Source organism: Micromonospora sp. LOL_021 (assembly GCF_048060215.1).
Classification (GTDB): Bacteria; Actinomycetota; Actinomycetes; order Mycobacteriales; family Micromonosporaceae; genus Micromonospora_E.
The window spans coordinates 14,899-40,917 of record NZ_JBHMIN010000051.1 but is presented as its reverse complement, the minus strand read 5'-3'; the positions used below and the strand labels follow the sequence as shown (position 1 = coordinate 40,917).

At 72.3% G+C, this 26,019-nt stretch carries 20 protein-coding genes; 8 read left to right on the top strand and 12 right to left on the bottom strand.

Annotation, left to right across the window (positions count from 1 at the left end; all coding sequences use genetic code 11):
• Positions 1-19 precede the first annotated feature (19 nt).
• The 5 genes from ACFHWT_RS25645 to ACFHWT_RS25625 all read right to left on the bottom strand — a co-directional run bounded on the left by ACFHWT_RS25645 (position 20) and on the right by ACFHWT_RS25625 (position 13,247).
• Complete coding sequence (locus tag ACFHWT_RS25645; RefSeq protein ID WP_416597264.1) at positions 20-418, bottom strand: rhodanese-like domain-containing protein; 399 nt, start codon at positions 416-418, stop codon at positions 20-22.
• The gene (locus ACFHWT_RS25640; protein ID WP_416597263.1) at positions 415-11,871 is read right to left on the bottom strand and encodes an amino acid adenylation domain-containing protein; all 11,457 of its coding nucleotides are present in this window, start codon (positions 11,869-11,871) and stop codon (positions 415-417) included. Before ACFHWT_RS25640 ends, ACFHWT_RS25645 begins: the two co-directional genes overlap by 4 nt.
• A 25-nt stretch (positions 11,872-11,896) precedes the next feature.
• Entirely contained in the window at positions 11,897-12,283 is a 387-nt protein-coding gene (locus ACFHWT_RS25635) for a DUF6036 family nucleotidyltransferase (protein ID WP_416597262.1), read from the bottom strand.
• Complete coding sequence (locus ACFHWT_RS25630; RefSeq protein ID WP_416597261.1) at positions 12,280-12,681, bottom strand: hypothetical protein; 402 nt, start codon at positions 12,679-12,681, stop codon at positions 12,280-12,282. The genes ACFHWT_RS25635 and ACFHWT_RS25630 overlap by 4 nt, the downstream gene beginning before the upstream one ends.
• Before the next feature lie 146 nt (positions 12,682-12,827).
• A complete protein-coding gene (locus ACFHWT_RS25625) occupies positions 12,828-13,247 on the bottom strand; it encodes a hypothetical protein (RefSeq protein ID WP_416597260.1) in 420 nt (139 codons plus the stop codon).
• A 323-nt stretch (positions 13,248-13,570) separates the two neighbouring features.
• Here ACFHWT_RS25625 and ACFHWT_RS25620 point away from each other — a divergent pair, with 323 nt between their 5' ends.
• The 3 genes from ACFHWT_RS25620 (at position 13,571) to ACFHWT_RS25610 (ending at position 16,240) form a co-directional block, all read left to right on the top strand.
• Complete coding sequence (locus ACFHWT_RS25620; protein ID WP_416597259.1) at positions 13,571-14,854, top strand: helix-turn-helix transcriptional regulator; 1,284 nt, start codon at positions 13,571-13,573, stop codon at positions 14,852-14,854.
• 73 nt (positions 14,855-14,927) lie between these two features.
• Positions 14,928-15,566, top strand: a complete 639-nt coding sequence (locus ACFHWT_RS25615) for a hypothetical protein (RefSeq protein WP_416597258.1) — start codon at positions 14,928-14,930, stop codon at positions 15,564-15,566.
• A complete protein-coding gene (locus tag ACFHWT_RS25610; protein ID WP_416597257.1) occupies positions 15,563-16,240 on the top strand; it encodes a hypothetical protein in 678 nt (225 codons plus the stop codon). Before ACFHWT_RS25615 ends, ACFHWT_RS25610 begins: the two co-directional genes overlap by 4 nt.
• A gap of 27 nt (positions 16,241-16,267) precedes the next feature.
• Here ACFHWT_RS25610 and ACFHWT_RS25605 read toward each other — a convergent pair whose 3' ends face one another.
• Together ACFHWT_RS25605 and ACFHWT_RS25600 are read right to left on the bottom strand one after the other, a co-directional pair.
• Complete coding sequence (locus ACFHWT_RS25605) at positions 16,268-16,786, bottom strand: GNAT family N-acetyltransferase (protein WP_416597256.1); 519 nt, start codon at positions 16,784-16,786, stop codon at positions 16,268-16,270.
• 289 nt (positions 16,787-17,075) lie between these two features.
• The gene (locus ACFHWT_RS25600; RefSeq protein ID WP_416597255.1) at positions 17,076-17,312 is read right to left on the bottom strand and encodes a winged helix-turn-helix domain-containing protein; all 237 of its coding nucleotides are present in this window, start codon (positions 17,310-17,312) and stop codon (positions 17,076-17,078) included.
• A gap of 267 nt (positions 17,313-17,579) precedes the next feature.
• On the opposite strand from ACFHWT_RS25600, the gene ACFHWT_RS25595 reads away from it, so the two are divergent.
• The 4 genes from ACFHWT_RS25595 to ACFHWT_RS25580 all read left to right on the top strand — a co-directional run bounded on the left by ACFHWT_RS25595 (position 17,580) and on the right by ACFHWT_RS25580 (position 20,017).
• The gene (locus ACFHWT_RS25595; RefSeq protein WP_416597254.1) at positions 17,580-17,903 is read left to right on the top strand and encodes a hypothetical protein; all 324 of its coding nucleotides are present in this window, start codon (positions 17,580-17,582) and stop codon (positions 17,901-17,903) included.
• Positions 17,900-18,622: a hypothetical protein gene (locus tag ACFHWT_RS25590; protein WP_416597253.1), complete on the top strand. Its 723-nt coding sequence runs from the start codon at positions 17,900-17,902 to the stop codon at positions 18,620-18,622. Before ACFHWT_RS25595 ends, ACFHWT_RS25590 begins: the two co-directional genes overlap by 4 nt.
• Positions 18,619-19,086 carry a hypothetical protein gene (locus ACFHWT_RS25585; protein ID WP_416597252.1) on the top strand — a complete coding sequence of 156 codons (468 nt, stop codon included), beginning with the start codon at positions 18,619-18,621 and terminating at the stop codon, positions 19,084-19,086. The genes ACFHWT_RS25590 and ACFHWT_RS25585 overlap by 4 nt, the downstream gene beginning before the upstream one ends.
• Positions 19,087-19,165: 79 nt before the next feature.
• Positions 19,166-20,017 carry a maleylpyruvate isomerase family mycothiol-dependent enzyme gene (locus ACFHWT_RS25580; RefSeq protein ID WP_416597251.1) on the top strand — a complete coding sequence of 284 codons (852 nt, stop codon included), beginning with the start codon at positions 19,166-19,168 and terminating at the stop codon, positions 20,015-20,017.
• A 15-nt stretch (positions 20,018-20,032) separates the two neighbouring features.
• Here ACFHWT_RS25580 and ACFHWT_RS25575 read toward each other — a convergent pair whose 3' ends face one another.
• Genes ACFHWT_RS25575 through ACFHWT_RS25555 form a run of 5 tightly spaced genes read right to left on the bottom strand, consistent with a single transcriptional unit; the run spans position 20,033 to position 24,220 of the window.
• Positions 20,033-21,010, bottom strand: a complete 978-nt coding sequence (locus ACFHWT_RS25575) for a quinone oxidoreductase family protein (protein WP_416597250.1) — start codon at positions 21,008-21,010, stop codon at positions 20,033-20,035.
• Complete coding sequence (locus ACFHWT_RS25570; protein ID WP_282228712.1) at positions 21,010-21,372, bottom strand: hypothetical protein; 363 nt, start codon at positions 21,370-21,372, stop codon at positions 21,010-21,012. The genes ACFHWT_RS25575 and ACFHWT_RS25570 overlap by 1 nt, the downstream gene beginning before the upstream one ends.
• Positions 21,369-22,232: an extradiol ring-cleavage dioxygenase gene (locus ACFHWT_RS25565; RefSeq protein WP_416597249.1), complete on the bottom strand. Its 864-nt coding sequence runs from the start codon at positions 22,230-22,232 to the stop codon at positions 21,369-21,371. The genes ACFHWT_RS25570 and ACFHWT_RS25565 overlap by 4 nt, the downstream gene beginning before the upstream one ends.
• Positions 22,233-22,256: 24 nt before the next feature.
• The gene (locus tag ACFHWT_RS25560) at positions 22,257-23,054 is read right to left on the bottom strand and encodes a citryl-CoA lyase (protein ID WP_416597248.1); all 798 of its coding nucleotides are present in this window, start codon (positions 23,052-23,054) and stop codon (positions 22,257-22,259) included.
• The gene (locus ACFHWT_RS25555) at positions 23,036-24,220 is read right to left on the bottom strand and encodes a CaiB/BaiF CoA transferase family protein (RefSeq protein ID WP_416597247.1); all 1,185 of its coding nucleotides are present in this window, start codon (positions 24,218-24,220) and stop codon (positions 23,036-23,038) included. Before ACFHWT_RS25555 ends, ACFHWT_RS25560 begins: the two co-directional genes overlap by 19 nt.
• A 272-nt stretch (positions 24,221-24,492) precedes the next feature.
• Here ACFHWT_RS25555 and ACFHWT_RS25550 point away from each other — a divergent pair, with 272 nt between their 5' ends.
• Positions 24,493-25,953 (top strand): amidohydrolase family protein, encoded by a 1,461-nt coding sequence (locus ACFHWT_RS25550; RefSeq protein ID WP_416597246.1) that lies wholly within the window; start codon positions 24,493-24,495, stop codon positions 25,951-25,953.
• The last annotated feature ends 66 nt before the right edge of the window (positions 25,954-26,019 follow it).

Here is a 26,019-nt window from a genome sequence, read left to right as displayed (position 1 = left end):
GCCGCTGACCGGTGGTCGCTCAGCCCGGCTGGGCGAGCACCGGCAGCCCGGCGGCCCGCCAGGCCGCGAAGCCACCGGCCAGGTCGGTGGCCAACGGCAGGCCGGTGTCCTGCAGCGACGCGGCGGCCAGTGACGACGCGTACCCCTCCTGGCAGACGACGATCGGCCACAGCTGCGGGGTGTCGGCCACGTCGAGCCGCGCCGCGCTGTGCGGGTCGAGCCGCCACTCCAGCACGTTGCGTTCGATCACGTACGCCCCGGGGATTCCGCCGTGCTCCGCGCGTTGGGCGGTCGGACGGATGTCGACCAGCACGGCTCTGCCGTCCTGCTGCGCCTGGTAGGCGGTCCGGGCGTCGACCCGGTCGAGGCGACCGCGGACCTTGTCGAGCAACCGGTCGATGCCGGGTTGCGGGGTCACCAGGGCTCCTCCGTCGTCACGTCCGTCCCCCTTTGTCGCAGCCGGCCGTCGACCAGGTCGGCGACGGTGGTGTCGCCCAGATGCAGCGGGGCCGCCGTCAGCCCCGCCGCCCGCGCCGCCGACCAGTACGCGCCGGCCAGCTCGGGCTCCACCAGTCCGTGCACCAGCGGCAGGTCCGGCCGGGCCGCCTGCAGCAACGACTCCACCTGGCAGGACGCCACCGCGTCCGGCAGCGCGCCACGTGCCGCGTACCCGGCCACCGCGACCGGCGGCAGCCCGGCGGGCAGGTCCCGGCGCACCGTACCGCAGGCGAGCAGGCCACCGCCGACCACCAGCACGTCACCGGTACGGCGCATCCGGCGCAGCGCGGCGGCCGGGTTCACACAGTACGGGAACGAGTCGTCGACCAGCACGGTACCCGGCCGCAGCCGGTCCACGTCGACGATCTCCGACGAAGCGCTCACCGCCGCGACGACGGTCGCGGCCGCGTAGACCGGTGCTGCGACAGTCGCGGCCGCGACGGCCGGTGTCGAGCCGGCCGGTGTCGAATCGGCCCAGATCAGCTCGCCCCGGTAGCCGAGCCGGCGCAGCCGGTCCGGGTAGCCGGCCAACCGTCGCCGGCTGCCCGGCAGATCCGCCAGCACGATCTGCGGTGGGTGCGGCCCACCGTGGCGCAGCAGCAGCTCCAGCGCAGACCGGCCGATCGACCCCAGACCGACGACGGCCAGCGGGCCGGCGGTCAGGCCGCGGCCGGCAGCGGCCAGCGCGGCGAGGGTGGTGAGCACCACCGAGGTGGCGGTCGCCGCGTGCCCGGTCGTCACCCGTACCGCCGGATCGACCTGCCGGACCACGTCGAAGCCGTAGCCGGTGACCGACGGCAGCATGCCGGCCAGCGACACGCAGCGGGCACCCGCCCGAGCGGCGAGGGATACCGCGTCAGCCGTCACCGGTGCGAGGCCGGGGCCGAGTTCATCGGCGAACAGCGGCAGGCAGACGAACCCGGAGCGGCCGAACGGGGTGACCAGCTCCTCCAACAGCCGGGGCGCCCCGGCGGGGAACAGCAGGTCGCGGATCTGTTCCCGGGGCAGCGCGGCCGCCGGCATCCCGGCCAGGGCCGCCAACTGCGCCGGAGCCGGCAGATATCCGACGATCGCCGCGTCCAGCGCAGTGCCGACGGCGGCGAGCCGCCCGGCGTCCGCCCGGACGGTGTCGGCAGCGGCGACCAGTTCGGCTTCGGCGCCGGCGGCGACCAGGTCGGCTTCGATCGCGTTGACGAAGCCGGCGAAGCGGCCGGCGTCCAACGCCTCCGGAGCGGCCCGTACGGCGACCCGTAGCCCGTCACCCACCGGCCGGACGGTCAACAGAACGTCCGTGCCGACCGGCGGTGGCTCCAGTTCACTGTCGGTGTCGTCGGGCTGCAGACAAAGTCCGTCGCTGGAGGCCGGCCCGAGCCCGGTGAAGTCCAGCGAGCTGAAGATGAACTGCGCCCCGGCCAGTAGCGCGGACACGCCGGGGCCGCCGGACGGGCCGCCGCAGGTGTGGGCGCGCACACTGTCCGGGCCGTACCTGCGGGCGTCGGCGACCTCGGCGGCCACCCGCGCCAGGTCCTCGCCGAACGTCTCGGCACCTGATCCGCTGTCACCTGATCTCTCGGCGTCGTCGGCGAGGCGCAGCGGCAGCAGCACCGCGCACGGGCCGAACATCCGGTGCAGGTCCGGCAGTTGATGGTCGCGGCCGGTCACGGCCAGCCCGATAACCAGGTCGCTCAGGCCGGTCAGCCCGGCCAACCCCCGGCGGTACGCGGTGAGCACCGGCGCGTACCCGGTGCTGCCTGCGGCTGCTGCCAGCCGGCGCAGCCTGGCGGTGACCGTAGCGTCCAGGGTGAACCCGGCGACGCGGGCCCGGTCCTGCTCGACGGCGACGCCACCCGCGCCGGTGCCGCTGGCGGCGGACGCCCGCAGCGTCGGCGGATGGTACGGCGACCCGAGCCGCTTCCGCCACCAGCGTTGTGCCGCCGGATCCGGCCTTTGCCGGTGCAGCCAGTCGACGTAGTCGCGGAACGTGGTCCGGGGTGGTGCGGCCGTGCCGGACGCCGGACCGTCGTGCAGCGCCAGCAGTTCCCGGCTGAGCAGTGCGGCACTGTAGCCGTCGCCAATCAGGTGGTGCGCGTGCACCACCATGACATGCTCGTCCGGGGCGAGGGTCAGCACCAGCAACCGCAGCAACGGCCACGCCCACGGCTCCACCTGCCGCTGGCGTTCCCGCGCCACCAGCTCGGCGACCTGCGCGGCCGACTCGACTCGTTCGAACCGGACCGGCAGCCGCAGCGTCGCCGGCAACTCCTGCTGCATCGGCGGCCGGGCCCCGGCCGGGAACACCGTACGCAGCATCGGATGCCGGGCCACGACGACGTCGACCGCCTGCTGGAAGCGGCGCCGGTCCAGCCGACCAGACAGCCGCAGCTGGGCCAGCCAGGTCGAACTGCTGCCCGGTGCGGCCGCTTCGGCGAGCAGGAAACCGCGCTGGGCGGGGGCCAGCGGAAACGGCCGTGGGTCGTGGCCGACCTCGGACACGTCCCCGGTCGACGCAGCCGGGCACGACGGGCCCGGAGCCGCCGCGTCCGCCGGCACCCCGGCGGCGGCTTCGTCGATCGCCGCAGCCAGCCCGGCCAGGGTGCGGTGGTCGTAGATGACCGTCGGGCGGGGCAAGACCGAAAAGTGTTCCCGCAGCCGGGCGAAGACGTCGAGGGCCACGATGGAGTCGCCGCCGATGGCGAAGAAGTCGTCGTCGCGGTGCACGGCGGGCAACCCGAGCACGGACTGCCACACCTGTGCCAACCGCCACTCCGTGCCGGTGCCCGTGCGCGGTGCCGCACCGGCCGGCTCCGGCTCTTGGCCCGGCAACCCGGTGAGTAGTTGCCGGTCCACTTTGCCGGTGGTGGTCAGCGGCAGCTCCCGTACCAACTCGATGCGGGCCGGAACCCACTGCGGCGGCAGCCGGTCGGCGAGGTGCCGGCGCAGGTCGGCGGCGTCCGTCGCGGCGTCCGCCGTCGGGTCCGTCAGCTGCGCGTACGCGACGAGCCGGGGATAGGGCTCGGTCTGGAGCAGCACCACCGCCGTGGCGACCGCCGGGTGGTTGCCCAGCGCAGCTTCGATCTCTGCCGGCTCGATCCGGTGGCCGTGCAGCTTCACCTGGTCGTCGAGCCGGCCCAGGAACTCCAGGTCCCCGGTGGGTCCGACGCGGACCCGGTCGCCACTGCGGTACCAGCGCCGGCCGTCGCGGTGGACGAACGCCGCCCCGGTCAGCTCCGGCTCGTCCAGGTAGCCGACGGTCAACCCCGGCCCGCTGATCTGCAGCTCGCCGGCCTCACCAGGTGGGCAGGGCCGCCCGGCGGCGTCGACGACGGTCAGCGTCGCGCCGGCGGCCGGCCGGCCGATCGGCACCCGCCGCAGGCCGTCGGCCGGCCGCCGGTCGATCAGGAACCAGGCGGCGTTGATGGTCGCCTCGGTCGGCCCGTACAGGTTGGTGATCCGGTGCCCGGGGCCGAACAGGTCGAACCAGCTCCGCACCTGCCCGGGAGGCAGCGTTTCGCCGCCGACGTGGATCCAGCGCAGCGCCGACAGGTCCGGTTGCCCGCCCGAGGCGGTACGCCGCTGCGCCGCCGCCAGCAGCTGACCCCACAGGGTCGGCACCGAGCTCCAGACGGTGATCCGGTCGTGTTCGACCCGGTGCAGCATCTCGTCGGGGTCGCGCAGCACCTGCGGGGCGAGTACGACGACCGTCGCTCCGACCAGCAGCGGCGCCAGCAGTTGCCGGACGGAGGCGTCGAAGCACAACGACGAGGTCTGCGCCAGCCGGTCACCGCTGCGGTAGCCGAACGTGTCGACCGCCCAGCGCAGATAGCCGCCAGTCGAGCGGTGACTGACCGGCACGCCCTTGGGCCGGCCGGTCGACCCGGAGGTGAAGATGACGTACGCCGTACCGTCCGGGTCGGCAGCGGCCGTGCCGTCTGTGACCGGGTCGACAGTGGTCCCGTTGACGATGACCGTGTCGACGTCGACCATGACCAGCCCGGCCAGCGCATCGGCCAGCGTCGTCGACTCGGTGTCGTGCAACAGCACCTGTGCGCCGCTTCGCCGCAGCTGATCGCGGTGGCGGGCCGCCGGGTGGGCGACGTCCAACGGCACCCAGCCGGCTCCGACGCGCAGCACCCCGACGATGGCGGCGACGGCGGCGGGTCCGCGGGCGGCCAGCAATCCGACCAGGTCACCGACTTGTACCCCGTGGTGGCGCAGCGCGGCGGCGACCCGGTCGGCGGCGGCGTCCAACTGCCGGTACGTCATCCGCAGCTCGCCCGCCTCGACTGCGACGGCGTCGGCGTGCCGGCGGCACACCTGCCCGATCCGCTCCACCACTGACGGCAGCATCCCCGAAGTGGAATCCGTAGCGGGCGGGTCGGTCTGCTTGGCCAGGTCAGCCAGTTCGGCGAGGAAATCGGCCGCCAGTCCGGCCACCGTCGACCGGTCCAGCGACGCCACCGGATGGTTCCAGGCGAACCGCAGCCGCTCGCCGTCGGGCCAGCAGAGCAGCCCCAGCCGGGTGCCGGCCGACGCGGTGCCGGCGGCGACCGGCGACACCCGTACCGGGCAGTCCGTGTCCGCCGTGGCCGGGAAACGGGCGAAGCTGAAACTGGCCGGGCTGGTGGTGACCGGCCGGCCGGCAACGCCGCTGCCGGCGTCGTCAGCCGGGTCGGCGGGGCGCGGCGTCGCCCGCGCCAGGTCGACCGCGTCGACCGTGCCGTGCCGCTGCGCGACCAGCCAGGCGGCCAGGACCCGCCGCGCGAGGTCGGCCGCCGGTTCGGTCGGGTCGACGTCGACCGTCACCGGCAGGGTGCCGGCGAACGGCCCGACGATCCGGTCGACGCCGGGCAGCCGGGCGTCGCGGCCGGCCCGCGCCACCGACACGGTGACGGTGCGCTGCCCGCTGGCGCGGGCCAGGCACCGGGCGTACCCGGCGAGCAACAGGTGGAACAGCGACACCTGTGCGGCGGCGGCCGCCCGGGTCAGCGCGGCCACCGTCGGCGGGTCCACGCTGACCTGATGAGGGGCGTACGGCGGCGCGGGCGGTGCGGCCGGGTCGCGCCACGGCAGCCGCAGCCCGGTCGGCCACGCCGCCAGGGTCTCCCGCCAGAAGGCCAGGTCTTCCGCGGGTGCCGGCGCGGCGACGGCCAGGTGGTCGCGGAACGTCGCCGGCACCGCCGGCAGCTGCGGTACGCGGCCGGCGGCCAGGGCCCCGTACACCTGCCACAGCTCCTCGCTGAGCACACTCAGGCTGGCCCCGTCCCCGGCGGCGTGGTGCAGCACCAGCAGCAGCTGGGCGGCGTCCGGACCGGTCCGGATCAGGGCGGCGCGCAGCGGCGGTCGGCGGGTCAGGTCGATCGGCTCGTTGCACAGCCGTTCGGTCAGCGTGTCGACGTCACCGTCACTGTCACCTTGGCCGTAGTCGTGGACGGCGTACCAGTCGGCGAGCGGCGTCGGCGGGCCGATCAGCTGACGGGGCGGCGCGGCACCGTCGTCGGTCCACCGCGTCCGCAGCATCGGGTGCCGGCGCGTCAGCTGTGCCAGGGCCTGCCCGAGCAGGTCGGCGTCGAGCGGTCCGGTGACGGAGTGCCGGACGAACCCGTACGCGGCCACCTCCGGGTAGAGCCGGTGCAGCGTGTGGAACGCCCGCTGCACCCCGGACAGCGCGAACGACTCCGCGTCGCCGTCGGCGGTGACGGCAGCCGGAGCAACAGCCGGCAACGGATCCGCCAGCCGGTCAACGAGCTCGGCGATGGTGCCGTGCTCGAACAGCAGCATGGTCGGCAGCGGCCGGCCGAGTTCACCTTCGAGGGTCTTGACCAGGTCGATGGCGGTGAGTGAGTCCAGGCCGAGGGTGAGGAACGACGTGTCGTCGTCGATCTGCGCCGGGTCGCAGTCGAGCGCGTCGGCGAGTAGCCGCCGCAGCATGTCCCCGATCTTGCCCGGGGTGTGCAGCTGCCGGTCCGCGTCACCACTCGGCACGGCCTGCGGTTGCGGCAGGGTGTCCACTGGAGGCACGCTCGCGGTGACTGTCGCAGCCTCGCCCGCAGCGGTCAGCCGGGTGACGACCAGGTGGGCGGCGGGTCGGCGCAGCGCCGACCGCAGCGCCGGCAGGGCGTCGTCGAACGGCAGCGCCGGCAGGCCCCGGGCGGCCAGCCGCGCCGCGAGCCCCGGGTCGGCGGCCATCCCCGCTTCGGCCAGGGCCGAGAACCCGACGGTACGCAGCGGCCGTCCGGCGGCCCGCTCGACAGCGGCGTACGTGTCCAGGAAGGCGTTGGCGGCGGCGTAGTCGCCGACCGCTCCGGCGAGTCCGGGCAGCAGCGCGCTGACCGAGGTGAACGCCACCACGGTCGCCGGGCGTCGACCGTACCGGCGCAGCGCCCGGACCAGCAGGTGACCGCCGCGTACCTTCGGCGCCAGCACGGCCTGCAGCTGCGCCACGGACCTCGACCGCAGCGGGCCGGGCCGGACCACACCGGCGGCGTGAAACACCCCGGCGAGGTCGGGCAGCCCGGCAATCAGCGCGTCGACGTCGGCGGCGTCGGTGATGTCGCACCGTCGGTAGTCGACCCGCGCGCCGAGGGGGGCCAGCCGGTCGACCAGCCCGTCCGGTGCGGTGGCGGCGCGGCCGGCCAGCACGATCCGGCGGTGTCCGCGCGCGGCCAGGTCCGCGGCGAGCGCGGCGCCGACACCACCCGTGCCACCGACGATCAGCTGTACGCCGTCGGCGTCGACCGGTTCCGTCGTGTCCTCGGCGGCCGGTTCGGCCGGGACGAGCCGCCGGCCCAGCCGCTGCCCGCCCCGCCACGCCACCGGCCGCGACTCCGCCGGCCGCGACTCGACCGCCGCCGGGTCTGGCTGTGCCCCGACGGTCGCCAGCTCGGCGACCAGCGCGTCGATCCGGGCCGGTACGTCATCGGTCGTTGACAGATCCACTCCGGACACCACGCTGTCCGGGTGTTCGTCGGCGAGCGCGGCCGTCAACCCGTTGACCAGGCTCTGCACCGGGTCCGGCCGTTCACCGGCCGCTCCGGTGCTGACTGCGTCGTGGGTGACGACCAGCAGCCGGAACCCGCGTTCGGGCAGCGCGGCGACCAGCCCGGTCACGCCGTGCAGCGTGGCGTCGACGGCCGCGTCCAGCTCGGCCACGCCGCCGTCGGCGTCGAATGGGTCACCGCTGGCCAGGTACACGACAATCTCGGCGTCACCGATCCCGGTGGCAAGCTCGATGCCGTCGGCGGCCAGCCGGTCGCGCAGCCCGTCGGGCAGCGGACGGCCGGGCACCGCACCCGGCCCGGTCAGGTGCACCGAGGCGGGGGAGTGGCCGGCCGGCACCGGCTGCGGCGACCAGCGCACCTGATGGATCAGCTCGTCCCTTGTGGCCTCCGGTAGCCAGTGCCGGCGCCGCTGGAACGGGTACGTCGGCACGGCGACCCGCCGCCGACCGCCGGCCATCCGGACCCGGTCGACGGCGACCCCGCGCTGCCACAGCGCCCCGACCAGCCCGGTCAGCCCGCCGTCGGCGTCGGTCGCCGGCACCGACAGCACCTCGACCCGGTCGGCCGCCCACGGCGACGCCTCGCGTACCGCCCAGGCCAGCCGGTCCGGGTCGGCGCCGAGCAGCACGTCGTAGCCCTCCTCGAGCAGTGCCCGCAGCTGGTCGACGTTGTCGCCGATGACGGCGTCGGGCACCATTCCCCAGTCGGCGAGCCGCCGGCAGATTGCCGCCGGCCCGGCCTCGTCGCCCGGCCGCACCACGGCGGTACGCGGCCGGCGTACCACCTCGGTGACCGGGCCGGACGCGGCGGCCGCCAGCGCGGCGGCGAGCCCGGCGGTGCTGTCGCCGACGACAGCGACCCGGTGCGGCCGGTCGTCCCGGGCGGTGTTGACGGTGGCGCAGACATCGCCGGGATCCAGCTCCGGATGCGCGTCGAGATGGGCGGCGAGGTCCTGCAGCGACTGCCGCAACGCGGCCTCGGTCGCCGCCGAGCAGGTCAACAGGTACGGCCCGGCACCGGCCGCCTCGGCGGCCTGCTGCGGTGCCGACACGGTCTGCTGCGGTGCTGGTGCCGGGGCAGCCTCTTGCAGGATTGCGTGCACGTTGGTGCCGCCGAACCCGAACGCGTTCACCCCGGCGGTCAACGGACCGTCGTCAATCCAGTCCTGCGCGCCGCTCACCACCTCGAAGCCGGCGGCGGCCAGGTCCAGCCGGGGCGACGGGTTGTCGACGTGCAGCGACGGCGGCAGTTGCCGGTGCCGCAGTGCCAGCACCACCTTGACCAGGGACGGCATCCCGGCGGCGTTGAGCAGGTGACCGAGGTTCGACTTGACCGAGCCGATCAGCCGGGGCCGTCCGTCCGGGCGAGGCGGGAAGGCGTACGCCAGCGACCGCACCTCGACCGGGTCACCGAGCTCCGTACCCGTCCCATGCGCCTCCACATAGGAGACCATGGCCGGGTCGACGCCGCTGTCCCGGTACGCCTGGACGATCACTTCCCGTTGGCGTAACGGGTTCGGGGCCAGCAGGCTCAACGAGCGGCCGTCGTTGTTGACGGCGGTGCCGCGTACCAGGGCAAGGAGTTCGTCCCCGGCGGCGCGGGCGTCGTCGACGCGGGCCAGGACCAGCGCGGACCCGCCCTCGCCGGGCACGAACCCGTCGGCGTCGGCGGCGAATACCCGGCACCGGCCGGTGGCCGACAGCGCCCCGGCGGCGGCGAGCAGCCGGTGCCCGGTCGGGGTCAGGTTCAGGTTGACCCCGCCGACCACGGCCAGGTCACATTCGCGCTCGCGCAGGCTGCGCACTGCCAGGTGCAGCGCGACCAGTGCCGACGAGCAGGCGGTGTCGACCGCGATCGCCGGCCCGGTCAGGTCGAGGGCCTGCGCGACACGCGCCGGGATCAGGTTGCGCAGGTTGCCGACCAGCGCGGCCGGCTGCCCGCCGGTGTCCGGCCCGGTACGCAGCAGTTCCGCGTAGCCGCTCTCGCCGACCGCCGCGAACACCCCGACCTGGCGGCCGTGCCGACGCGGCCCGGCGTACCCGGCGCGTTCCAACGCCTCGTGCGCCAACTCCAGAAAGATCCGGGCGTGCGGGTCGGTGTGGTCGGCCTCGGTGTCGGGCATGGCGAAAAAGTCGGCGTCGAAGCCGGCCGGATCGTCGAGGAACGCCCCCCAACGGGCGGTGTCGCCATCGGCCGGCCGCCAGCGCTGCGGCGGGATCTCGCCGACGCTGTCGCGGCCGTCGAGCAGCTGCCGCCAGAACTCGTCGGGGCTGTCCGCACCGGGGAAACGGCAGGCCAACCCGATGATCGCCACCCCTTCCGCCGGCCGGGTCGCCACCCCGGCGGCTGGCCTGTCCGCCACTCCGCCCGCCGGCTGGGCCGATGCCGCGTTCCCGTCCACTGGGGTGAGCAGATGGTCGGCCAGCGCCGCCACTGTCGCCTGCTCCCGCAGCTCGGCCGGGTCGAGTTCGCGGCCGAACGCGTCCTCCAGTCCGGCCAGCACCTCCATCGCCTGCAGCGACGAACCGCCCAGCGTGGTGAACCGGTCGTGCGGGCCGATCTCGTCGCCGGGCCGGCGCAGCACCCGAGCCCACACCGCCCGTACGACCCGCTCCACCTCGTCACGGCTCCCACCGACGGCCACAGTGCTCATCGTCGGTGCGATCGCCGGCGTCGGCGGAGTCGCTGCCGCCCAGCGTTGCTCGACGGCGGCGAAGTCGCCGGCGGCGTACCGCTGGCGCAGCCGGGGCCGGCGCAGCTTGCCGCTGGTGGTCCGGGGGAACGCCCCGGCCGGCACCGGCAGCACCCGTACCTGGTCGTGGCCCGTCGCCGCCACGATCCGGGCCGCCACCCGCGCCAGCACCGTGCCGGCGTCGGCCGGCGGCCGGGCCCACTGCACGAACACCACGATTCGCTCGGCGCCACTGGCATGGTCGGTGCAGCCGAACACCGCGACCCGCCCCGGCGGCAGCCCGGCCGTGCCGGCGACGACCTCCTCCAGGTCGGCGGCGTGGAAGGTGCGGCCGTTGACGAAGACCACGTCCTTGGCCCGGCCGGTCACGCAGAGCCGGCCGTCGCGCAAAAATCCCAGATCACCGGTACGCAGCCAACCGTCGACGAACACCTCGGCGGTGGCCGCCGGATCACCGTGGTAGCCGGCGGCCACGTTCGGGCCGCGTACCTCGATCCGGCCGACCCGCAGTGGGCCGGTATCGCTGCCGGTCTCGTCGCCTCCGGCGACCCTGCCCGCGTCGTTGACGATGCGTACCTGGCAGCCGGGCACCGGCAGCCCGACATCCATGAACTCCACCGCGTCCGCGTCGCCCTCGCCAGCCGGCTGCACCGTGCCGGCGGCGAACGCCGCCCGGTCCACCCGCACCGGCGCGGCGGTTTCGCCCAGCGGCGGGACGGTGACGGCGAGCGTCGCCTCGGCCAGCCCGTACACCGGTTGCAGTGCGGCCGGGTCGAGCCCGGCGGGCCGGGTCCGTTCGACGAACGCCCGCCACACCACCGGCGAGATCGGCTCCGCGCCGACCATCATCAGCCGTACGGCGGCGAGGTCCAGCCCGGCCAGGGCCTCGGCCGGCACCCGCCGGACCGCCAGGGCGAGGGCGAAGTTGGCCGCCGACAGCAGGGTGGCCCGGTGCCGGTGCGCGACACTGAACCACAGCAGCGGCCGCTTCGCGAATGTCAGCGGACCGATCCGTACCTGCCGCAGCCGGGCCGCCAGTGGTGCCAGGTGGGTGCCGATCAGCCCCATATCGTGGAAGTACGGCATCCAGCTGACCGAGGCGTCGTCGGCGGTCAGCGCGGCGGCCTGGCCGATCTGCCGGAGGTTCGCCAGCACGTTGCGGTGCCGCAGCTCGACGCCGCGCGGGGTGCCGGTGCTGCCGGAGGAGAACTGCAGGAACGCGACATCGTCGGGGTCGGGTGCCGGCGGCCGTCGCCGGGTCGGCCCTTTGCGTAGCCTGGCGATGTGCAGCGCCGGTGCGCCGGCCTGTTGCGCGACCGGGGCGCAGGCGTCGTCGACGATCACCGGTACGCCGCCGAGCCGGTCACGCACGTTGGCCACTCGGGTCGGTTCCGGCGGCAGCGGTACGGGCACCAGCCCGGCCGCCAGCGCGCCCCAGAACATCGGCTGGAAGTCGTCGCCGGCATCCGCCAGCAGGATCACCGGCGTGCCGGCCGCGATACCGGCGTCACCCAGCCCACCGGCGACCCGCAGTGCGTCGTCGCGCAGCTGACGGTGGGTGACGACGCATTCGGCTCCGTCCCCGCGTACGTGCGTGATCGTCTGATCCGGGGCGGCGTCGGCGGCTGCGATCAGCACATCGAGCAGGTGTTTCTCGCCGTTCGGCCCGTCCGTGATCAGCACGGCCAGACCCTAACCGAGCCGGCTCTCACCCCACCTGGTCCGGCCAGCCGGAACGCGGCGAATCCCGGGTGTCGTGTGCCGGCGAGCGTGAGGCGACGTCGACGCGAAGAGAGTCGTTTTCGAACACCTGGCGTGCTTGGGGATCCGATCCAGGGAGGAACCCTTTGACGGCATCGTTGAGCCAGTCGTCCGGAAGATCGTTTCTGGCTGCCACGGCAGCGGCCGCCAGGTGCACTCCGGTTTTCGGGGCGAAGATGGCATCGATGTCCCGGGTTGCCCGGCGAGCGTCGTAGGCTAGGGCCATCGCCGCACCACCGACCAGGAAGATCTCAGCGCGGATGTCTTGGTTGCGCAGCTCTGTGGAGAGCTCGTTGAACAGATGAAGAATCTGGCTGCGATCGAGAAGACTCATACTCGCGTTAGCGCCGATTCTGTGATGAACACACCGCGCTTCCGGAATGCCAGTGGTGACTCGACGATTGCGGTGGCATGCCAGGACTTGAGTCCCGATACGAACCACCATGGCTTTGCATACCGATTCTGGTCGAAGGCCCAGGTCGGTGGCCGCCAGCCATCCCGGCGGGCGAGATGTTCGGCCAATCCAGCGAGTGCGGCGTCCACCCGAACGTCGCCGGTTTCGGATGGTGCCGTTGCGAACAGCTCCGCTCCAGCGGGAACACCATCCGTGGTCAGTGCTCGCTGGTAGTCGTCGAGGAGCTGAAGGAGACAGCGGAAGGCGTGCTGAAGACCGCCGCCTGCCAGCTCGGCGGCGGCGTTGCGGGCGGCGTCTGCTGCGGTCCAGAGCGTCACACTCAGAGCTTACGACGCCGCGCTGCGCGTGGCCCCCGGCGCGGGAACTTAGCCGAGCGTTTGACGTATCGAAGGTAGCGGACCGGCAAGCCGACCGGCCGGAACGCGGCGGATCCCGGGTGCCGCATGCTGGCCGCCGGCGAGCGTCAGCCGCGTGCGAGCCAGCGGGTCACGTCGTCGGTGAGGACCACCTCGTACGGCAGAGCACGCAGGTCGTCGGCGACCACACCCAGACCATGGGAGCGTGCCAGGTCAGCCAGCCATGACCAGGGATGCTCCTCGGCGGTCTCCTCGTCGTCGGGAAGCACGACGGTCAACACGGACCGGGTGACGCTCTCCCGGGCCTCGTCGACCGGGTCGGCACCGGGGCGTGCGTCGCCCGCCGACCGCCGACCGAGTGTGAAGCCACGGTCCTGGTGCAGCAGCACCCGCCGACCATCGTCCAGCACGACGAACTCGCCGACGGAGAAGCTCTGCGTGTCCGCCGCATCGGCCGGATGCGGTCGGAGGTCGCAGATGGCGCCGACACCGACGACGCAGCCGGGTCCGACCGGTGGCAGGTCCACGTGGTCGTCGACGGCCCCCGGGTACGCCTGCTAACCGGGTCCCGCTCTGCTCACTTGTCGTGCCTCCTGACCCTGTCGGATCGCCTCCGTCGTTCGAGGGCGAGACCGCGCCCGCTTCGGTCGCCGTGGCTGCTACTGGTACTCCTGCAGCTTTTCACGCGACCGGACTAACGAGAAAGCCAGACCGTTGAGGTCAGGTAGGAAGGGTGGAACTTCCACGAAAGATGACAAGCGTTAGTTGTCCACAGCCCGTTGAATTGATCTCTCCGATCTGCGTTACTTGTGTGCACCGTGGACACAGGTCGCGACGGGAGGGCGTCCAGTTGACCGGACGGCGGGACAGTTTCATCAGGAGGCGCAGGGCGGCCGGCTTCAGTCAGGAAGGGCTGGCCGAGCGTCTGCAGGTCGACCGGACCACGGTCGCCCGGTGGGAGCGGGGTAAGGCCGAGCCACAGCCGTACACCCGAGCACGACTCGCGGAAGCGCTCGGCACCTCGGTCAATCAACTCGATGCCCTGCTCGCCGGGAAGCCGGAAAATCCATCTCTGGACATCGACGATTGGGGCGGTACCGTTACATCGGGGGACGACAATGGAGGTGATCTTACGGACCGGCGTGCGTTCACGATCAATGCCGCTCTGGCGGGCCTGGGCATCGCCAGCCCGCTGCGGGACTGGATCACCGCCCCGGACGTGCCGCAGCACCTGAGCATGGAGCACCTGCAGCAGGTGTCGGCCACCATCGCGGGCCTTGAGCGGGCCGACGCGGCGGCCGGTGGCGGCAGGCTTTGCGACATCGCCATCGCCATGCACCGGCGGCTGACCCGCTGGGAGCGGGAGGCAACCTATCCCCGGCAGGTCGGCGACGCGCTGCAGAACAACCTTGGCGACCTGGAAGCCTGGATCGGCTGGCTCGCGCTGGACGCGGAGCGGCGTGCCGAGTCGCGCCGCTACCTGCAGGAGGCGATCGTCCGCGCTCGACTGCGCGACGACCCGCATCTTGAGGTCCACGCCATGGTCGTCATGGCGATGCTGGTCAGAGATGTGCGACCGGTCGAGTCTCTGCAGATCGCCGAAGCGGCCCGACGCATCTCCGGCCCGTGGGCGACTCCTCGGCTGACCAGCCTGCTGCACCTGCGGACCACCCACGCCGCCGCGCTGATGGGCGACGCCGTCGAGTTCAGCTGCGCACTGGCCAGAGCCAAGACCGCGTACGACCGTGGCCCCAGCGACGACGACCCGCTCTACACCAGGTTCGTCAACGACACCGAGGTCAACGCGGTGGAGGCGTTGTCGCAGCTGGCGCTCGGCCGCCCCGACCGGGCGGTTCCCTGCCTGCAGGCCAGCCTGGCCCACCACGACCCCGTCTACCGGCGGAACCAGATCCTCGACAAGGTCAGCCTGGCGACCGCGCTGCACCAGCAGGGCGACTCCACCGCAGCGGGCACCGTCGCGCTGGACGCGCTACCCGACATCGCCGAGCTGAAGTCCGGGCGTGGTCGCAAGCGACTGGCCGGGTTGCGGACCGACCTCGGGCAGGTGGTCGACCGAGTACCGGTGGCACGGGACTTCGTCGAGGCGTACGACGTGGCGAAGGTGGCAGCCTGACGAGTCGCCCGACCCGCCGGTGCCGGCGCTGGCCGCCGGCGTCAGCTTGGCTGAGGCTGGGAGACTGGGCGGTATGTCGACTGTGATCGTGCCCGCCGGGTTGAGCATGGGTCCGCGCTACCGGTACGTCCGACCGCCGGACCCGAGGCCGGAGTGCTACGAGGTGCACCTCGGCGACGACCTGGTCGAGCTGACCGAGACCGAGGCCGCCGTCTGGGCTGCTGCCTTTCTCTACCCGGACCGGCACGCCAAGCTGTCGGTCAACCGGGAGTCGCTGGTGCGGATGCTGGAGACCGCACCGAAGCCGGAGCCACGAGCCGCCCGGTACGTCGACGACCTGATCGCCCGGGGTCTGCTGGTCGAGTTCGACCCGGACGGCGACCTGCGTCCGGTCTTCAGCCGGCACAAGCTGCTGCCGTTGGCCCAGGGCCTCGGCTCCACCCCGGATGCTCCCCACCAGCACCGCATCGGCATCGGCGACCAACCCCTCGTCGCCGTGTCGAGCGATGTGTATGCCCAGTGGTCGTTCTCGTTCCTGCATCCCGACCTGTGGACCGCGTGCGCCTTCTACGCCGATGACTCCGAGCACGTCGCTGCCGGTGGGGAGCCACTCAACCTGACGGCCGAGTCCTTGGCACAGGAGGTGGCGGAAGTGTTGCCGTTGATGATCGCGGCGGCCTGTGCCGCGTTGGATCCGATCGTGGCGTCATGAGGTATCGCCGGCAGGCACAGCAGCGCTCGACGCCGGACCGCTCGTTCGCGTCGCGTTTCAAGCATGAGGTGGCCAAGGAAGGCAGCGGGACGCTGGTCCAGCAACTCGGTGCCGGGCTGGGCGCACTGATCGGGCTTGCCGCCACCCGATGGGGGTTGCCGCCCGCGCCGGTCGCCATCGCTGGCGCCTTCATAGGTCATGCCCTCGGTGTCGCCGGCAAGGGGTTCGTCAACACGGTGTTGGACCGGCGGCGTGAGGCGCGGGCGGGCGATGGCGCGACTCCGGGTGGCTCCGGCGCTGGTGGTGGTGGGGCGAGGCCGTTGAGCAGCGTCCGCCGCCGCTATTCCGGCCACCGCAGTCGGTCCAGAGGCGACCGTACGATCACCATCGGCAGCCCGGCCAGCCGTGGCAGCGGCGGGAGCACCGGCTCATACCTTCAGCAACTGCGTCGGCTACTTGACGAGATCGAGACGCAGCAGGCAAAGCTGGCAAACGTCGCCAACGCCATGCGGGCAAACCAGCTCGGCGTCGCGCAACTGCTCGCTGGCGGCCGGCAGGACCGTACGCAGGAGATCTACACCTGGTCGGAGCTATCGCGGGCCAACGTCGAGGAAGCCGCAGTCCTGACTCACCAAGCAGTCAAGAGCCTGAAGGCGTACCTGTCGAATCTGTAGGTCGATCCGCCAGCTTTCGTCAGGGATTCAGCCGGCGAGTGGTGCCGGGATGCTCATCTGGTCGCGGCGTAGCTGCAGCGCCGGGTGGCGGGCCGGGGCGAAACCCATCGACTGGTACAGGTTGCCGCTGCCCGCCGTGGCGTTCAGGTCGACGACGCTGACCGTGGTGTCGGTGGCGAACCAGTCCAGCAGGGCCCGCACGCAGTCGCGGGCGTAGCCGCGGCCCCGATGGTCCGGCTCGGTGCACACGTTGAACAGGTGCCCGCGCAGCCCGCCCGGGTTGCCGGGGGAGGGGGCGTGCCGGTCGCACAGGCCGACGGCGTTGCTGACGACGCCCTGCTGCGGGTCGTCGACCACGAACGCCGCGAACATCTCAGGGTCGCCGAGGGACCGGGTGAACCAGTCGAGCGCCGCCGAGCGCCATTCGGCCAACTCGTCGCCGACTGGTGCACCCATGTCGTGCAGCATGACGACCCGGAGTCGTACCAGGGCGGGAGCGTCAGCCTTCGTTGCTCGGCGCACCTGCGGTTGCGCTGGATGATGCATCCGTGCAGCCTATCTGCGGCCGGCGCCGGGTGATCTGCCTGCTGACACCCAAGATCATGTGAGCGCTATGGACGTCTCGTCGACGTTGAGACGTCCATAGCGCTCACATGATCTTGAGCTACACTGGCTGCGAGCCGGCAACGAGTACGCCCACCCCGGGTACGCCCCGGACTACGCACTCTGCCTGCAAGGCGAGGATGGCCCGGCGGACGACCGACCTCGCGACTCGATGCGGCAGTGTGGTCCGGGCACTCCTGACGACAGCCGGCGGCGGTCCAGCAGGGTCGGGCTACGAGCCGCCGGCGTCGTCGCGGTCGGCGACGAACACCCCAAGCCCGTGTACGCCCTGCACGATGCCCTGCATCTGCAACATGAGGATGGCGCGGCGGACCACTGTGGTGGACACGTTGTGCTGTTCGCGTAGCTGCGCCGTTGACGGCAGCTGATCACCTGGGCCCAGCTCGCCGGACTCGATCTGCGAGCGGAGGTGATCGACGAGCTGTTCCCACTTGGGCTTCACGGGCATTTTGGACTCCCAGGTCTGCCCCGCCATTGGATCACAGCCCAGCTATGTACGACAAGACACAGCTACTACAGCAAAGCTCTGTGCGACCAGATGTATAAAGTTTGGCCCGGTGTCTTGCTTGGTGCATCCGGGTGTGCAAAGCTCCCATTGACCGGTTCCCAGGTCTGCAAACCCGGAGCTGGTTCCCCGCAAGGAGCCTGGTCAGCCGGCCGCCCCGCCGGCTGACCAGGCGCGCCCTCTCCACGCCCGAACGGGAGGCACCGACCGGTGACATTCGACCCCCGACCCGCCCCGACACCGACACCGACCGCCACCGTCAACCAGAGGCCAGCTACCTACTACACGGCGTACGCCCGCGACCGGGTCGTCGCGGCGCAACAGGCCGTCGACACGCACACCACATCGGCGTACAACGGGTGTTGTCTGGGCTGCGGACGGCCCGGCCCGTGCGTCGACCTGGCCGCCGCCGAGACGACCCTGGCCCGCTACCACCGGCTGCCGTTCCGTCGGCCCGGCGCGGCCCTGCTCGACCCGGCCCGGACCACCGACGCCGACCAGGCGCGGTTCACCTGGTGGCGGAGGTCGGCATGACCAACACACCAGTTGAGCGGACCGACCCCGCTGACGGGCAGGCGTTGCAGGCGGCCGCCGACATGATCGACGTGCTGCGGACCGTCGCCCTGGCGATGGAGACCACCGTCACCCACGCCGAGGAGCAGCTCGACGGCACCCGGCACCCGGACGCTCGACTCGCCACCGACCGCTACCAGACCGCACTGCACGAAGCGTGGGAGGCGTACGGCGAAGTCCTCGACGCCGTCAGCGCCGGCCGCCCGCAGCTGCCGGGTGGCCGGCCGGTCGCGGTCGCATCCATTCTGTACGGTCTGCGGACCGCCCGCCAGCACGCCGCGCACGCCGCCGCCCAGCTTCCTGACCTGCGGCAACGGCTCGCATACGCCGCTGACCGGCTGCACCGCAGCGAACACCCGCACGCCCAGACGACCGCCGACCGGCTGGCCGTTGCGCTGAGCCGGCTGCGTGACGTCGAGGTCAGTCTGAGCGTCGGCACCGGCGCGGTGGACCGCTACCTCGACGCCCTCGACGCCGGTGTCGATCCGCCGGCTGCGCGGACCGCCCGGCTCGCTGCGGTACGGCCGATCGCCCGCCCCAACGGTGACGCGCTTGCCATCGGCACCCGGATGGCCGCGACGGTAGTGGCCGCCAACCGTCGGCACCTGCGGTTCCGGACCCGCTGGCAGGTGTTCCGTCGGACATTGTGGAACAACGTGAAGCGGGAGATACGCCTGTGACGCCCCAAGAGCCGGTGACGACCAACCAACCGGTGACGACCAACCAGCCGGTGACGGCGCTGAGCTATCTGATGGCGGGGCAGGTGCACGCCCATGATCGCTGGGTGCAACGGTTCACCGAAGCCGACCGCCAGCATTATCTTGACCTGCTCAGCGCGTTGTTCGTGCTCTGCGCCGACCGGCGATTCCGCCGCGACGACCACGGCGCGGTGATCCGATTCGTGGCCAGCGTCCGGGAACGCTTCGACCCCGACCGTACCCTGGTCGACCCGGTCATCGCGGAGAACCTGCTGCTGGCCGCGCTCGGCAGTCACGAGACACTGCCGGCCACCGCCGAGAACATCACCGTGCAGACGCTGCTGACCGTCGCCCTGGTCAACGACGAGCAGCCCAGCCCGGCCGGCTACGACGCGCTGCTGCGCGAGGTTGACGCCATGGTCACCCCCGCCTCTCCCGTAGGCTAGGCATCCACCTCGAACGCCGATCCCTGTTGGACAACTCCGGAATATGCTGGTGTCTTTGGCGACCGGAGGGGACTCGATGATGACCGGGAACAGCCCGCCACACACGCTGCTGCTGCGGACCGCCGGTAAGTCCGATCTGGATCCGGTACGGCTGCTCGACATCTTCGCCGCTCAACGGCGGCGGCTCTGCGACGACCTGCGGAGGCTGAGCCCGGAGCAGTGGTCCGCGCCGACCCGCTGCCCAGGGTGGTCGGTGCAGGACACCGTCCGGCACCTGGGCGACGTCACCGTTGCGGTCGCCCCCGACCCGGGCGACCGGATGTTCGACCTGACGGCCGGGTTCGATCCCCGAACCACCCCTCGCCGGTGGCTGGCGGCGTCGGCCGGCGAGTCGCCGGCCGACACCCTCGACCGGCTCGCCGCGACGACGGAGAAGGCACTCGCCGTGGCCCGGGACCGGCTGGCCCGCGACGACCGGTTCGACGTCGTCCTGCCGTACGGGCCGATGGACTGGACGGTGCAGGCACTGCACACGCTGTGGGACTCGTGGCTGCACGAACGCGACATCTTCCTGCCTCTCGGTGTCGACCGCCCGACCGACCCCGAGGCGACCAGCTACGCGACCGCGTACGGGCTGCTCATCGCGGCGGCCGTGGCGCAGAAGTTCGGTGCCCAGGTGCGCCAGCGTCTCGAACTCGGCGGCGACGGCGGTGGCGTCTTCGAGGTGGCCGCCGACAATTCGGTGACGCTGACCGCGACGCTCACCGCGACCCGGGCGGCGCCGGCCGGCCCGCCGGCCGCCGAGGTGACCGACGCGCTGGCCGGTCGTGGCTCGGCCGCAGTGCTCGACGCGGTACCCGACGGGTCGCGTACCGCCCTGACCATCCTTGCCACCTTCTTCACCACCCCGGCCGAGGAGACCACGGTCTGACGTGGCGCGAGGTGCCTAAGGGGTGACGACGATCCGGGTGCCGGCCGAGCCGTCGGCCTGGGCCCGCCAGGCGGCGGCCACCTCGTCCAGCGGCCGCACCTGGTGGTCGACGGTCAACCGGCCGGCGTGGGCGTGCCCGGCGATCGCGGCGACCGCCGCCGCCCGCTGCTGCCCGGTCAGCTCGTTGTTGGTGTAACCGAGCACGCGCAGCGAGCCGCCGCGCAGCGTGGCCGAGTCGATCGGGGCGGTCGCCCCGGCCGAGCCGCCCAGGTTGACCAGCCGGCCACCCGGGCGCAGCACCCGCAGCGCGGCCGCCGCCGGCACCCCGAACAGCGGGTCGAGGACCAGGTCGACCGGGCCGCCAGCGGCATCGCGCAGCCGGTCGGCGAGCCCGGGTACGTCGTCGTCGGCGCGTAGTGGCACCACCGCGTCGGCACCCAGCGCGCGTAGCCGCTCGGCGGCGGCGGTCGACCGGGCGGCGGCGGTCACCCGGCGGGCACCGGCCAGCCGGGCGATCTGCACCCCGGCCTGCCCGACGGTGCCGCTGGCCCCGAGGATCAGCACGTCCTCCCCGGGGCGCAGCCCACCCCGCAGGGTCAGCGCCGACCAGGCGGCGACCGCCGAGTAGCCGAGCGCCGCGATCAGCCGGTGGTCCACCCCGTCGGGCAACGGCACCAGGTCGGCGACGGCCACGGCGGCGTACCCGGCGAGGCCGCCGTCGCCCGCTGCCATCCCGGCGCGGGTCGGGAACCACACCCCGGAGCCGTCGGGAAGGGCGCCGACGCCCTGCACCCCGGGCACGTACGGCAGGGCCGGCGCGCCCAGGTAGGAGCTGCCGGAGGCGCAGAGCAGGTCCAGCGGGGTGATCGGTGCGGCGCTCACCCGGACCAGTACTTGCCCGGCGGCGGGCCTCGGCCGGGGCCGGCGCTGCACCACCGGTGGTTCGCCGTACCCGGTGAGCACGGCCGCCGACATCAGGTCCGTCGTGGCCATCAGGTGGCGATGTCCGGGTACGGCAGCGCGAAGTGGGCCAGCCGCAGCCCGTACTGCTTCTGGTAGGCCAACGGCTCGTCGTGGTCGCGTTCGAACATGGCGATGAACAGGGTCAACGTCAGGAACGGGTGCGCGCCCAGCTCGAACAGCCGCACGTGGTCGTGGGCGGCGAGGGCGTCGCGTTCGTCGTCGGTGAACCGTAGCCAGGTGCTGGCCTCGCCGGTGTGGCAGTTCAGTACGGAGTTCGCCCGTTCCGCCTCCCACCAGGTGACGAATTCCCGTGGTTCGGACCGGTAGCGCTCCACCAGCTCCGGGTCCCGGTCGACGGTGTAGAGAAACTTGTCCACAAGGTACTTGCTCATGCCGGCGCTCCGTTCGGGTACCAGGTGAAGTAGGCCTCCATGGTGTGGAACAGGTCGAGGGTGTCGACGTGGTGCGCCTTCGCGCCGGCCCCGGCGACGCCCATCATCAGCATGAAGTCCATGAAGCCGTGGGTGGCGTTGCCGGGGGAGTGCAGGCTGTCCAGGGTGACCTCGGCGAGGCAGCCGTCCAGGTCACCGTTGGCGATCCACTCCACCGCCCGCTGGTCGAACTCCGGGTCCGGGCCGTGCGGGCCGAACTGGCGCGGCCCGCCCAGCTCCAGCGACAGGTGCCCGGTGCCGATGATCGCCACCCGCAGGTGGTTCGGCCACGAGGCGACGATGTCCCGGATCGCCTCGCCGAGCTGCACGAAGCGTTTCGGCTGCGGCAGCGGCGGGGCGAAGATGTTGGTGTAGATCGGCACGATCGGCAGGTCGGCCTCGGGCCGCAGGGTGATGATCGGGCAGGTGATGCTGTGGTCGATCCGCAGCTCGTTGCTGAACGCCAGGTCGAACCCGGCGTCCAGGCCGGCCCGCAGCAGATGGCCCGACAGGTCCTCCTGGCCTTTGAGTAGCATCCGGGGCAGGCCGAACTCGCGTTCCTCGTTGTACCAGTTGGCGTCGTAGAACGGTGCCTTGCCGACCAGGAACTGTGGCATGTTGTCCAGCCACAGCTGGTGGAAGTGGTCGGAGCCGACCATCACCAGCACGTCCGGGTTGGCCCTGGTGAGGGTCTCCCGGAACGCGAGGATCTTGCGCTGCCACTCGTCGGCGAAGGGTGGCCGGTCCTCGCCGGTGGCGGTGGTGGCCCGGTAGTAAAACGGGTGGTGGGTGGAGGCGATGACCGCGACGATGCTGGCCATGGCCGCTCCTTCCAAGAGTGGGGATCAGGAGGTAGCAGGGGGGACGTAGCGGGCGTTGCGGTCGACGGTGCGGTAGATGTCCATGCCGAGCGGGTTGCGGCGTTCCTCGGCGAGGTGGCCGAGCAGCCCGGCGGTGCGGGCCAGCAGGGCGAAGCCGCGCAGCAGGTCGACCGGCAGGTCCAGGTCGGCCAGCGCGGCACCGCACACCCCGGCGCCGTTGAGCGGCAGGGTGCGGCCGAGGACCTGCGGGTGGACCCGGCCGATCGCCTCGAACAGCCGCAGGTGCGGTCCGCGCAGACCTTCGTCGTCCGCGATGCGGATCAACACCGGGGTACGCGGGTCAACGTCTTTGTGTACCGGGTGGCCGAGGCCGGGCAGCAGCCGCTTGGCGGCGCGGGCGTCGCGGACCGCCGCCAGGGCGACTTCGTCCCAGCCGGCGTCGTCGTCGGGGCGGGTGTCGAGGCCGGCGAAGGTGTCGGCGAGGAACCGGCCGCAGTCCTCGGTGACGCCGAGGAAGCGGGAGCCGCCGCCGAGCAGCCCGGCGGCGATGGCGCCCTGCAGCGACTCGGGGGCGCTGAGGTACGTCAGCCGGGCGGCGATCGCCGTCGGGGTGAAGCCGTGGTCGGCCAGCGCCACCAGCACCGCTTCGAGGACCCGGACCTGCCCGGGGGTGGGTCGGCGGCCGGCGACCAGCCAGTACGCCAGCTCACCGAAGCCGACCTTGCCCATCAGGTCGCCGGCCAGGTCCTGGCCGAGTAGCCGGATCGTGGTCCGGTCGGAGGTGCCGATCGAGGTCGGGAAGCTCAGCTGCTCGTCAGCCACGCGCGGATCTCCTCACCGTGTTCGTCGAGTGCGGGCGGTGGCGCGGCGTAGCGCGCCGGGGTCTGCGACAGGGTGATCGGGTGCCGGATGCCGGGTACGGCGGTGTCTCCGTCGCCGACGGTGACCACCGGGTCGAGGCCGAGGCGCTGGGCGAGCGCCACCCCGCCGTCGATGGTGTTGATCGGTGCGCACGGCACCCCGGCGGCGAGCAACTCCTCGAACCATTCGTCGCGGGTGCGTTTGCGCAGCTGCTCGACGAGCAGCGGGCGCAGCGCCTCCCGGTTGGCGGTGCGGTCCTGGTTGCGGCCGAAGCGGGGGTCGTCGACCAGCTCCGGTACGCCGAGCACCTCGCACAGTTTGCGGAACTGCCCGTCGTTGCCGGCGATGACGATGAGTTCGCCGTCGGCGACCGGCAGCGGCTCGTACGGGAACAGGCTCGGGTGGGCGTTGCCCATCCGGAACGGCACCACGCCGCCGGCGACGTACCCGCTGCTGTGGTTGACCAGCCCGGACAGCGCCGATGACAGCAGGTTGACCTCGACGTGCTGGCCGGCGCCGGTGGCGTCGCGGTGGTGCAGGGCGGCGAGGATGCCGATGCTGGCGTGCAGCCCGGACATGACGTCGAAGACGCTGATCCCGGCCCGGTACGGCGACCCGTCGGGGTCACCGGTGAGGCTCATCAGCCCGGAGACGGCCTGCACCATCAGGTCGTAGCCGGGGTAGGCGGCACCGGCGCCGGTGCCGAATCCGCTGATCGACGCATAGATGATCTTGGCGTTGCGTTCGGCGACGCTGCCGTAGTCGAGGCCGAAGCGGCGCAGCCCGCCGGGCCTGAAGTTCTCGATCATGACGTCGGCCCGGTCGGCGAGCCGGCGGGCGACGTCGAGGTCGTCGGGATCCTTCAGATCCAGCGCGATGGACCGCTTGTTGCGGTTGATGCCCAGGTAGTACGTGGAGACGCCGTCGCGGGTCGGCGGCATCCAGGTGCGGGTGTCGTCGCCACCCGGCCCCTCGACCTTGATCACTTCGGCCCCGAGGTCGGCGAGCAGCATGGTGGCGTACGGGCCGGCGAGGATCCGGGAGAAGTCGGCGACCAGTAGCCCGTGCAGCGGCCCGGTGCCGCCGGCTGGTCGCGCGTCGCCCGTCGGCGTGTGGTGCTCGGCCATCTCCTGGTCGCCTCCCTGTTGCCCGTACAGCGCTGCCCGTACAGCGGACGATCGTCCGAGAAATCGAGTCTCGGTCGCGAACCCGGGTGTGTCAACCCGCACCGGCATGATCCCAGCAAACATCCTGTTCAAGGTGCTCAAGGCTAGGGTGAAACAAGTTAGAAATCTTCTCTTGACGTCGCCCGTGACCCGGAACACACTGGCAGAAATCATGATTGACCGTCTAGCGGACAGTGGTCCGAAAGCCTGTGGAGCGGATGGGAGAGGCGCTGATGAGCACAGACGCGCAGCGGAGCGCGGCGGCCGGCCGGCCGGTGGTCTTCCGCAACGGCCTGGTGCTGACCATGGACGACAGCCACACGGTGCTGCCCCGCGCCGACGTGCTGATCGTCGGTGACCGGATCGCCGAGGTCGGCGAGGCGCTCGCCGTACCCGACGGAACGCTGGAGATCGACGCGGCCGGCGGCATCGTCATGCCCGGCATGATCGACACCCACCGGCACATGTGGCAGACCGCGATGCGCGGGTACGGCGCCGACTGGACGCTGACCCAGTACTTCGTCTGGTACTACCTGGAATCCGGCAAACTGTTCCGACCCGAGGACGTGTACGCCGGCAATCTGCTCGCCGCGATCGAGGCCGTCGACGCCGGGGTCACCACCACCGTCGACTGGTCGCACGGGCTGCAGACCCCGCAGCACGCCGACGCCGCCGTGGACGCCCTGGAAGCCGTCCCCGGCCGGTTCGTCCTCGCCTACGGCAACCTGCAGCAGGGCCCCTGGGAGTGGGCGACCAGCCCCGGTTTCCGCGACTTCGTCACCCGCCGCATCCACGGCAAGGGCGACATGCTCGGCTTCCAGATGGCCTTCGACGTCACCGGCGACCCGACCTTCCCGGAGAAGGCAGCCTTCGAGGTGGCCCGCGAACTCGGGGTTCCGGTCACCACCCACGCCGGGGTGTGGGGCGCCACCAACGACGACGGCATCCGGCTGATGCACGAGAACGGCTTCATGACCGAAGCGACCGTCTACGTGCATGCCGCCACCCTCAACCGCGACTCGTACAACCGGATCGCCGCCACCGGCGGCTCGGTCTCGGTCTCCACCGAGAGCGAGCAGAGCGCCGGCCAGGGCTACCCGCCCACCTGGCAGCTGCGCCAGCACGACATCCCGGTGTCGCTGTCGATGGACACCAGCGTCTGGTGGAGCGGCGACCTGTTCTCCGCGATGCGCGCCACGCTCAGCGCCGACCGCTCCCGCGAACACCTCGAGGCGCACGGCCGGCAGGAGACCGTCACCCACTGTCACCTGCGGGCCGAGCAGGTCGTCGACTGGGCCACCCGGGGCGGGGCGCGGGCGCTCGGCATGGACAGCCTGGTCGGCGCGCTCACCCCCGGCCGCAAGGCCGACGTGGTGCTGATCAAGAATGACGCCTCGCCGGTGATGTTCCCGATCCTGCACCCGTACGGCCACGTCGCGTTCCAGGCCCAGCGCGGCGACGTGCACAGCGTGGTGATCGACGGCCGGCTGGTCAAGCACGAGCACCGGCTGGTCGACGTCGACCTGGCCGCCGCGCGCGCAGCCGTGGCGCGCACCATCGAACACCTCACCGCCGAGATGGGTGACGACGCCTGGACCAAGGGGATGAACCCGGACATCCCAGAGACCAAGGTGCTGGACAACCCGTACACCTACACCCAGTGGGACGCCGGCAGCGCCCAATGGAAGCATTGACCGTCTGACGGGCCCCGGCGGGTCGACCGCCCGCCGGGGCGGACCACCGATCATCACCGAGAAGGG

What these genes read in the sequence shown, in the direction of transcription:
- ACFHWT_RS25580 (WP_416597251.1), top strand. Translation starts at nt 19,166, where the DNA reads ATGACCGGGAACAGCCCGCCACACACGCTGCTGCTGCGGACCGCCGGT.
- ACFHWT_RS25575 (WP_416597250.1), bottom strand. Translation starts at nt 21,010, where the DNA reads ATGGCCACGACGGACCTGATGTCGGCGGCCGTGCTCACCGGGTACGGC.
- ACFHWT_RS25555 (WP_416597247.1), bottom strand. Translation starts at nt 24,220, where the DNA reads ATGGCCGAGCACCACACGCCGACGGGCGACGCGCGACCAGCCGGCGGC.
- ACFHWT_RS25570 (WP_282228712.1), bottom strand. Translation starts at nt 21,372, where the DNA reads ATGAGCAAGTACCTTGTGGACAAGTTTCTCTACACCGTCGACCGGGAC.
- ACFHWT_RS25615 (WP_416597258.1), top strand. Translation starts at nt 14,928, where the DNA reads ATGTCGACTGTGATCGTGCCCGCCGGGTTGAGCATGGGTCCGCGCTAC.
- ACFHWT_RS25605 (WP_416597256.1), bottom strand. Translation starts at nt 16,786, where the DNA reads ATGCATCATCCAGCGCAACCGCAGGTGCGCCGAGCAACGAAGGCTGAC.
- ACFHWT_RS25635 (WP_416597262.1), bottom strand. Translation starts at nt 12,283, where the DNA reads ATGAGTCTTCTCGATCGCAGCCAGATTCTTCATCTGTTCAACGAGCTC.
- ACFHWT_RS25610 (WP_416597257.1), top strand. Translation starts at nt 15,563, where the DNA reads ATGAGGTATCGCCGGCAGGCACAGCAGCGCTCGACGCCGGACCGCTCG.
- ACFHWT_RS25565 (WP_416597249.1), bottom strand. Translation starts at nt 22,232, where the DNA reads ATGGCCAGCATCGTCGCGGTCATCGCCTCCACCCACCACCCGTTTTAC.
- ACFHWT_RS25600 (WP_416597255.1), bottom strand. Translation starts at nt 17,312, where the DNA reads ATGCCCGTGAAGCCCAAGTGGGAACAGCTCGTCGATCACCTCCGCTCG.
- ACFHWT_RS25590 (WP_416597253.1), top strand. Translation starts at nt 17,900, where the DNA reads ATGACCAACACACCAGTTGAGCGGACCGACCCCGCTGACGGGCAGGCG.
- ACFHWT_RS25550 (WP_416597246.1), top strand. Translation starts at nt 24,493, where the DNA reads ATGAGCACAGACGCGCAGCGGAGCGCGGCGGCCGGCCGGCCGGTGGTC.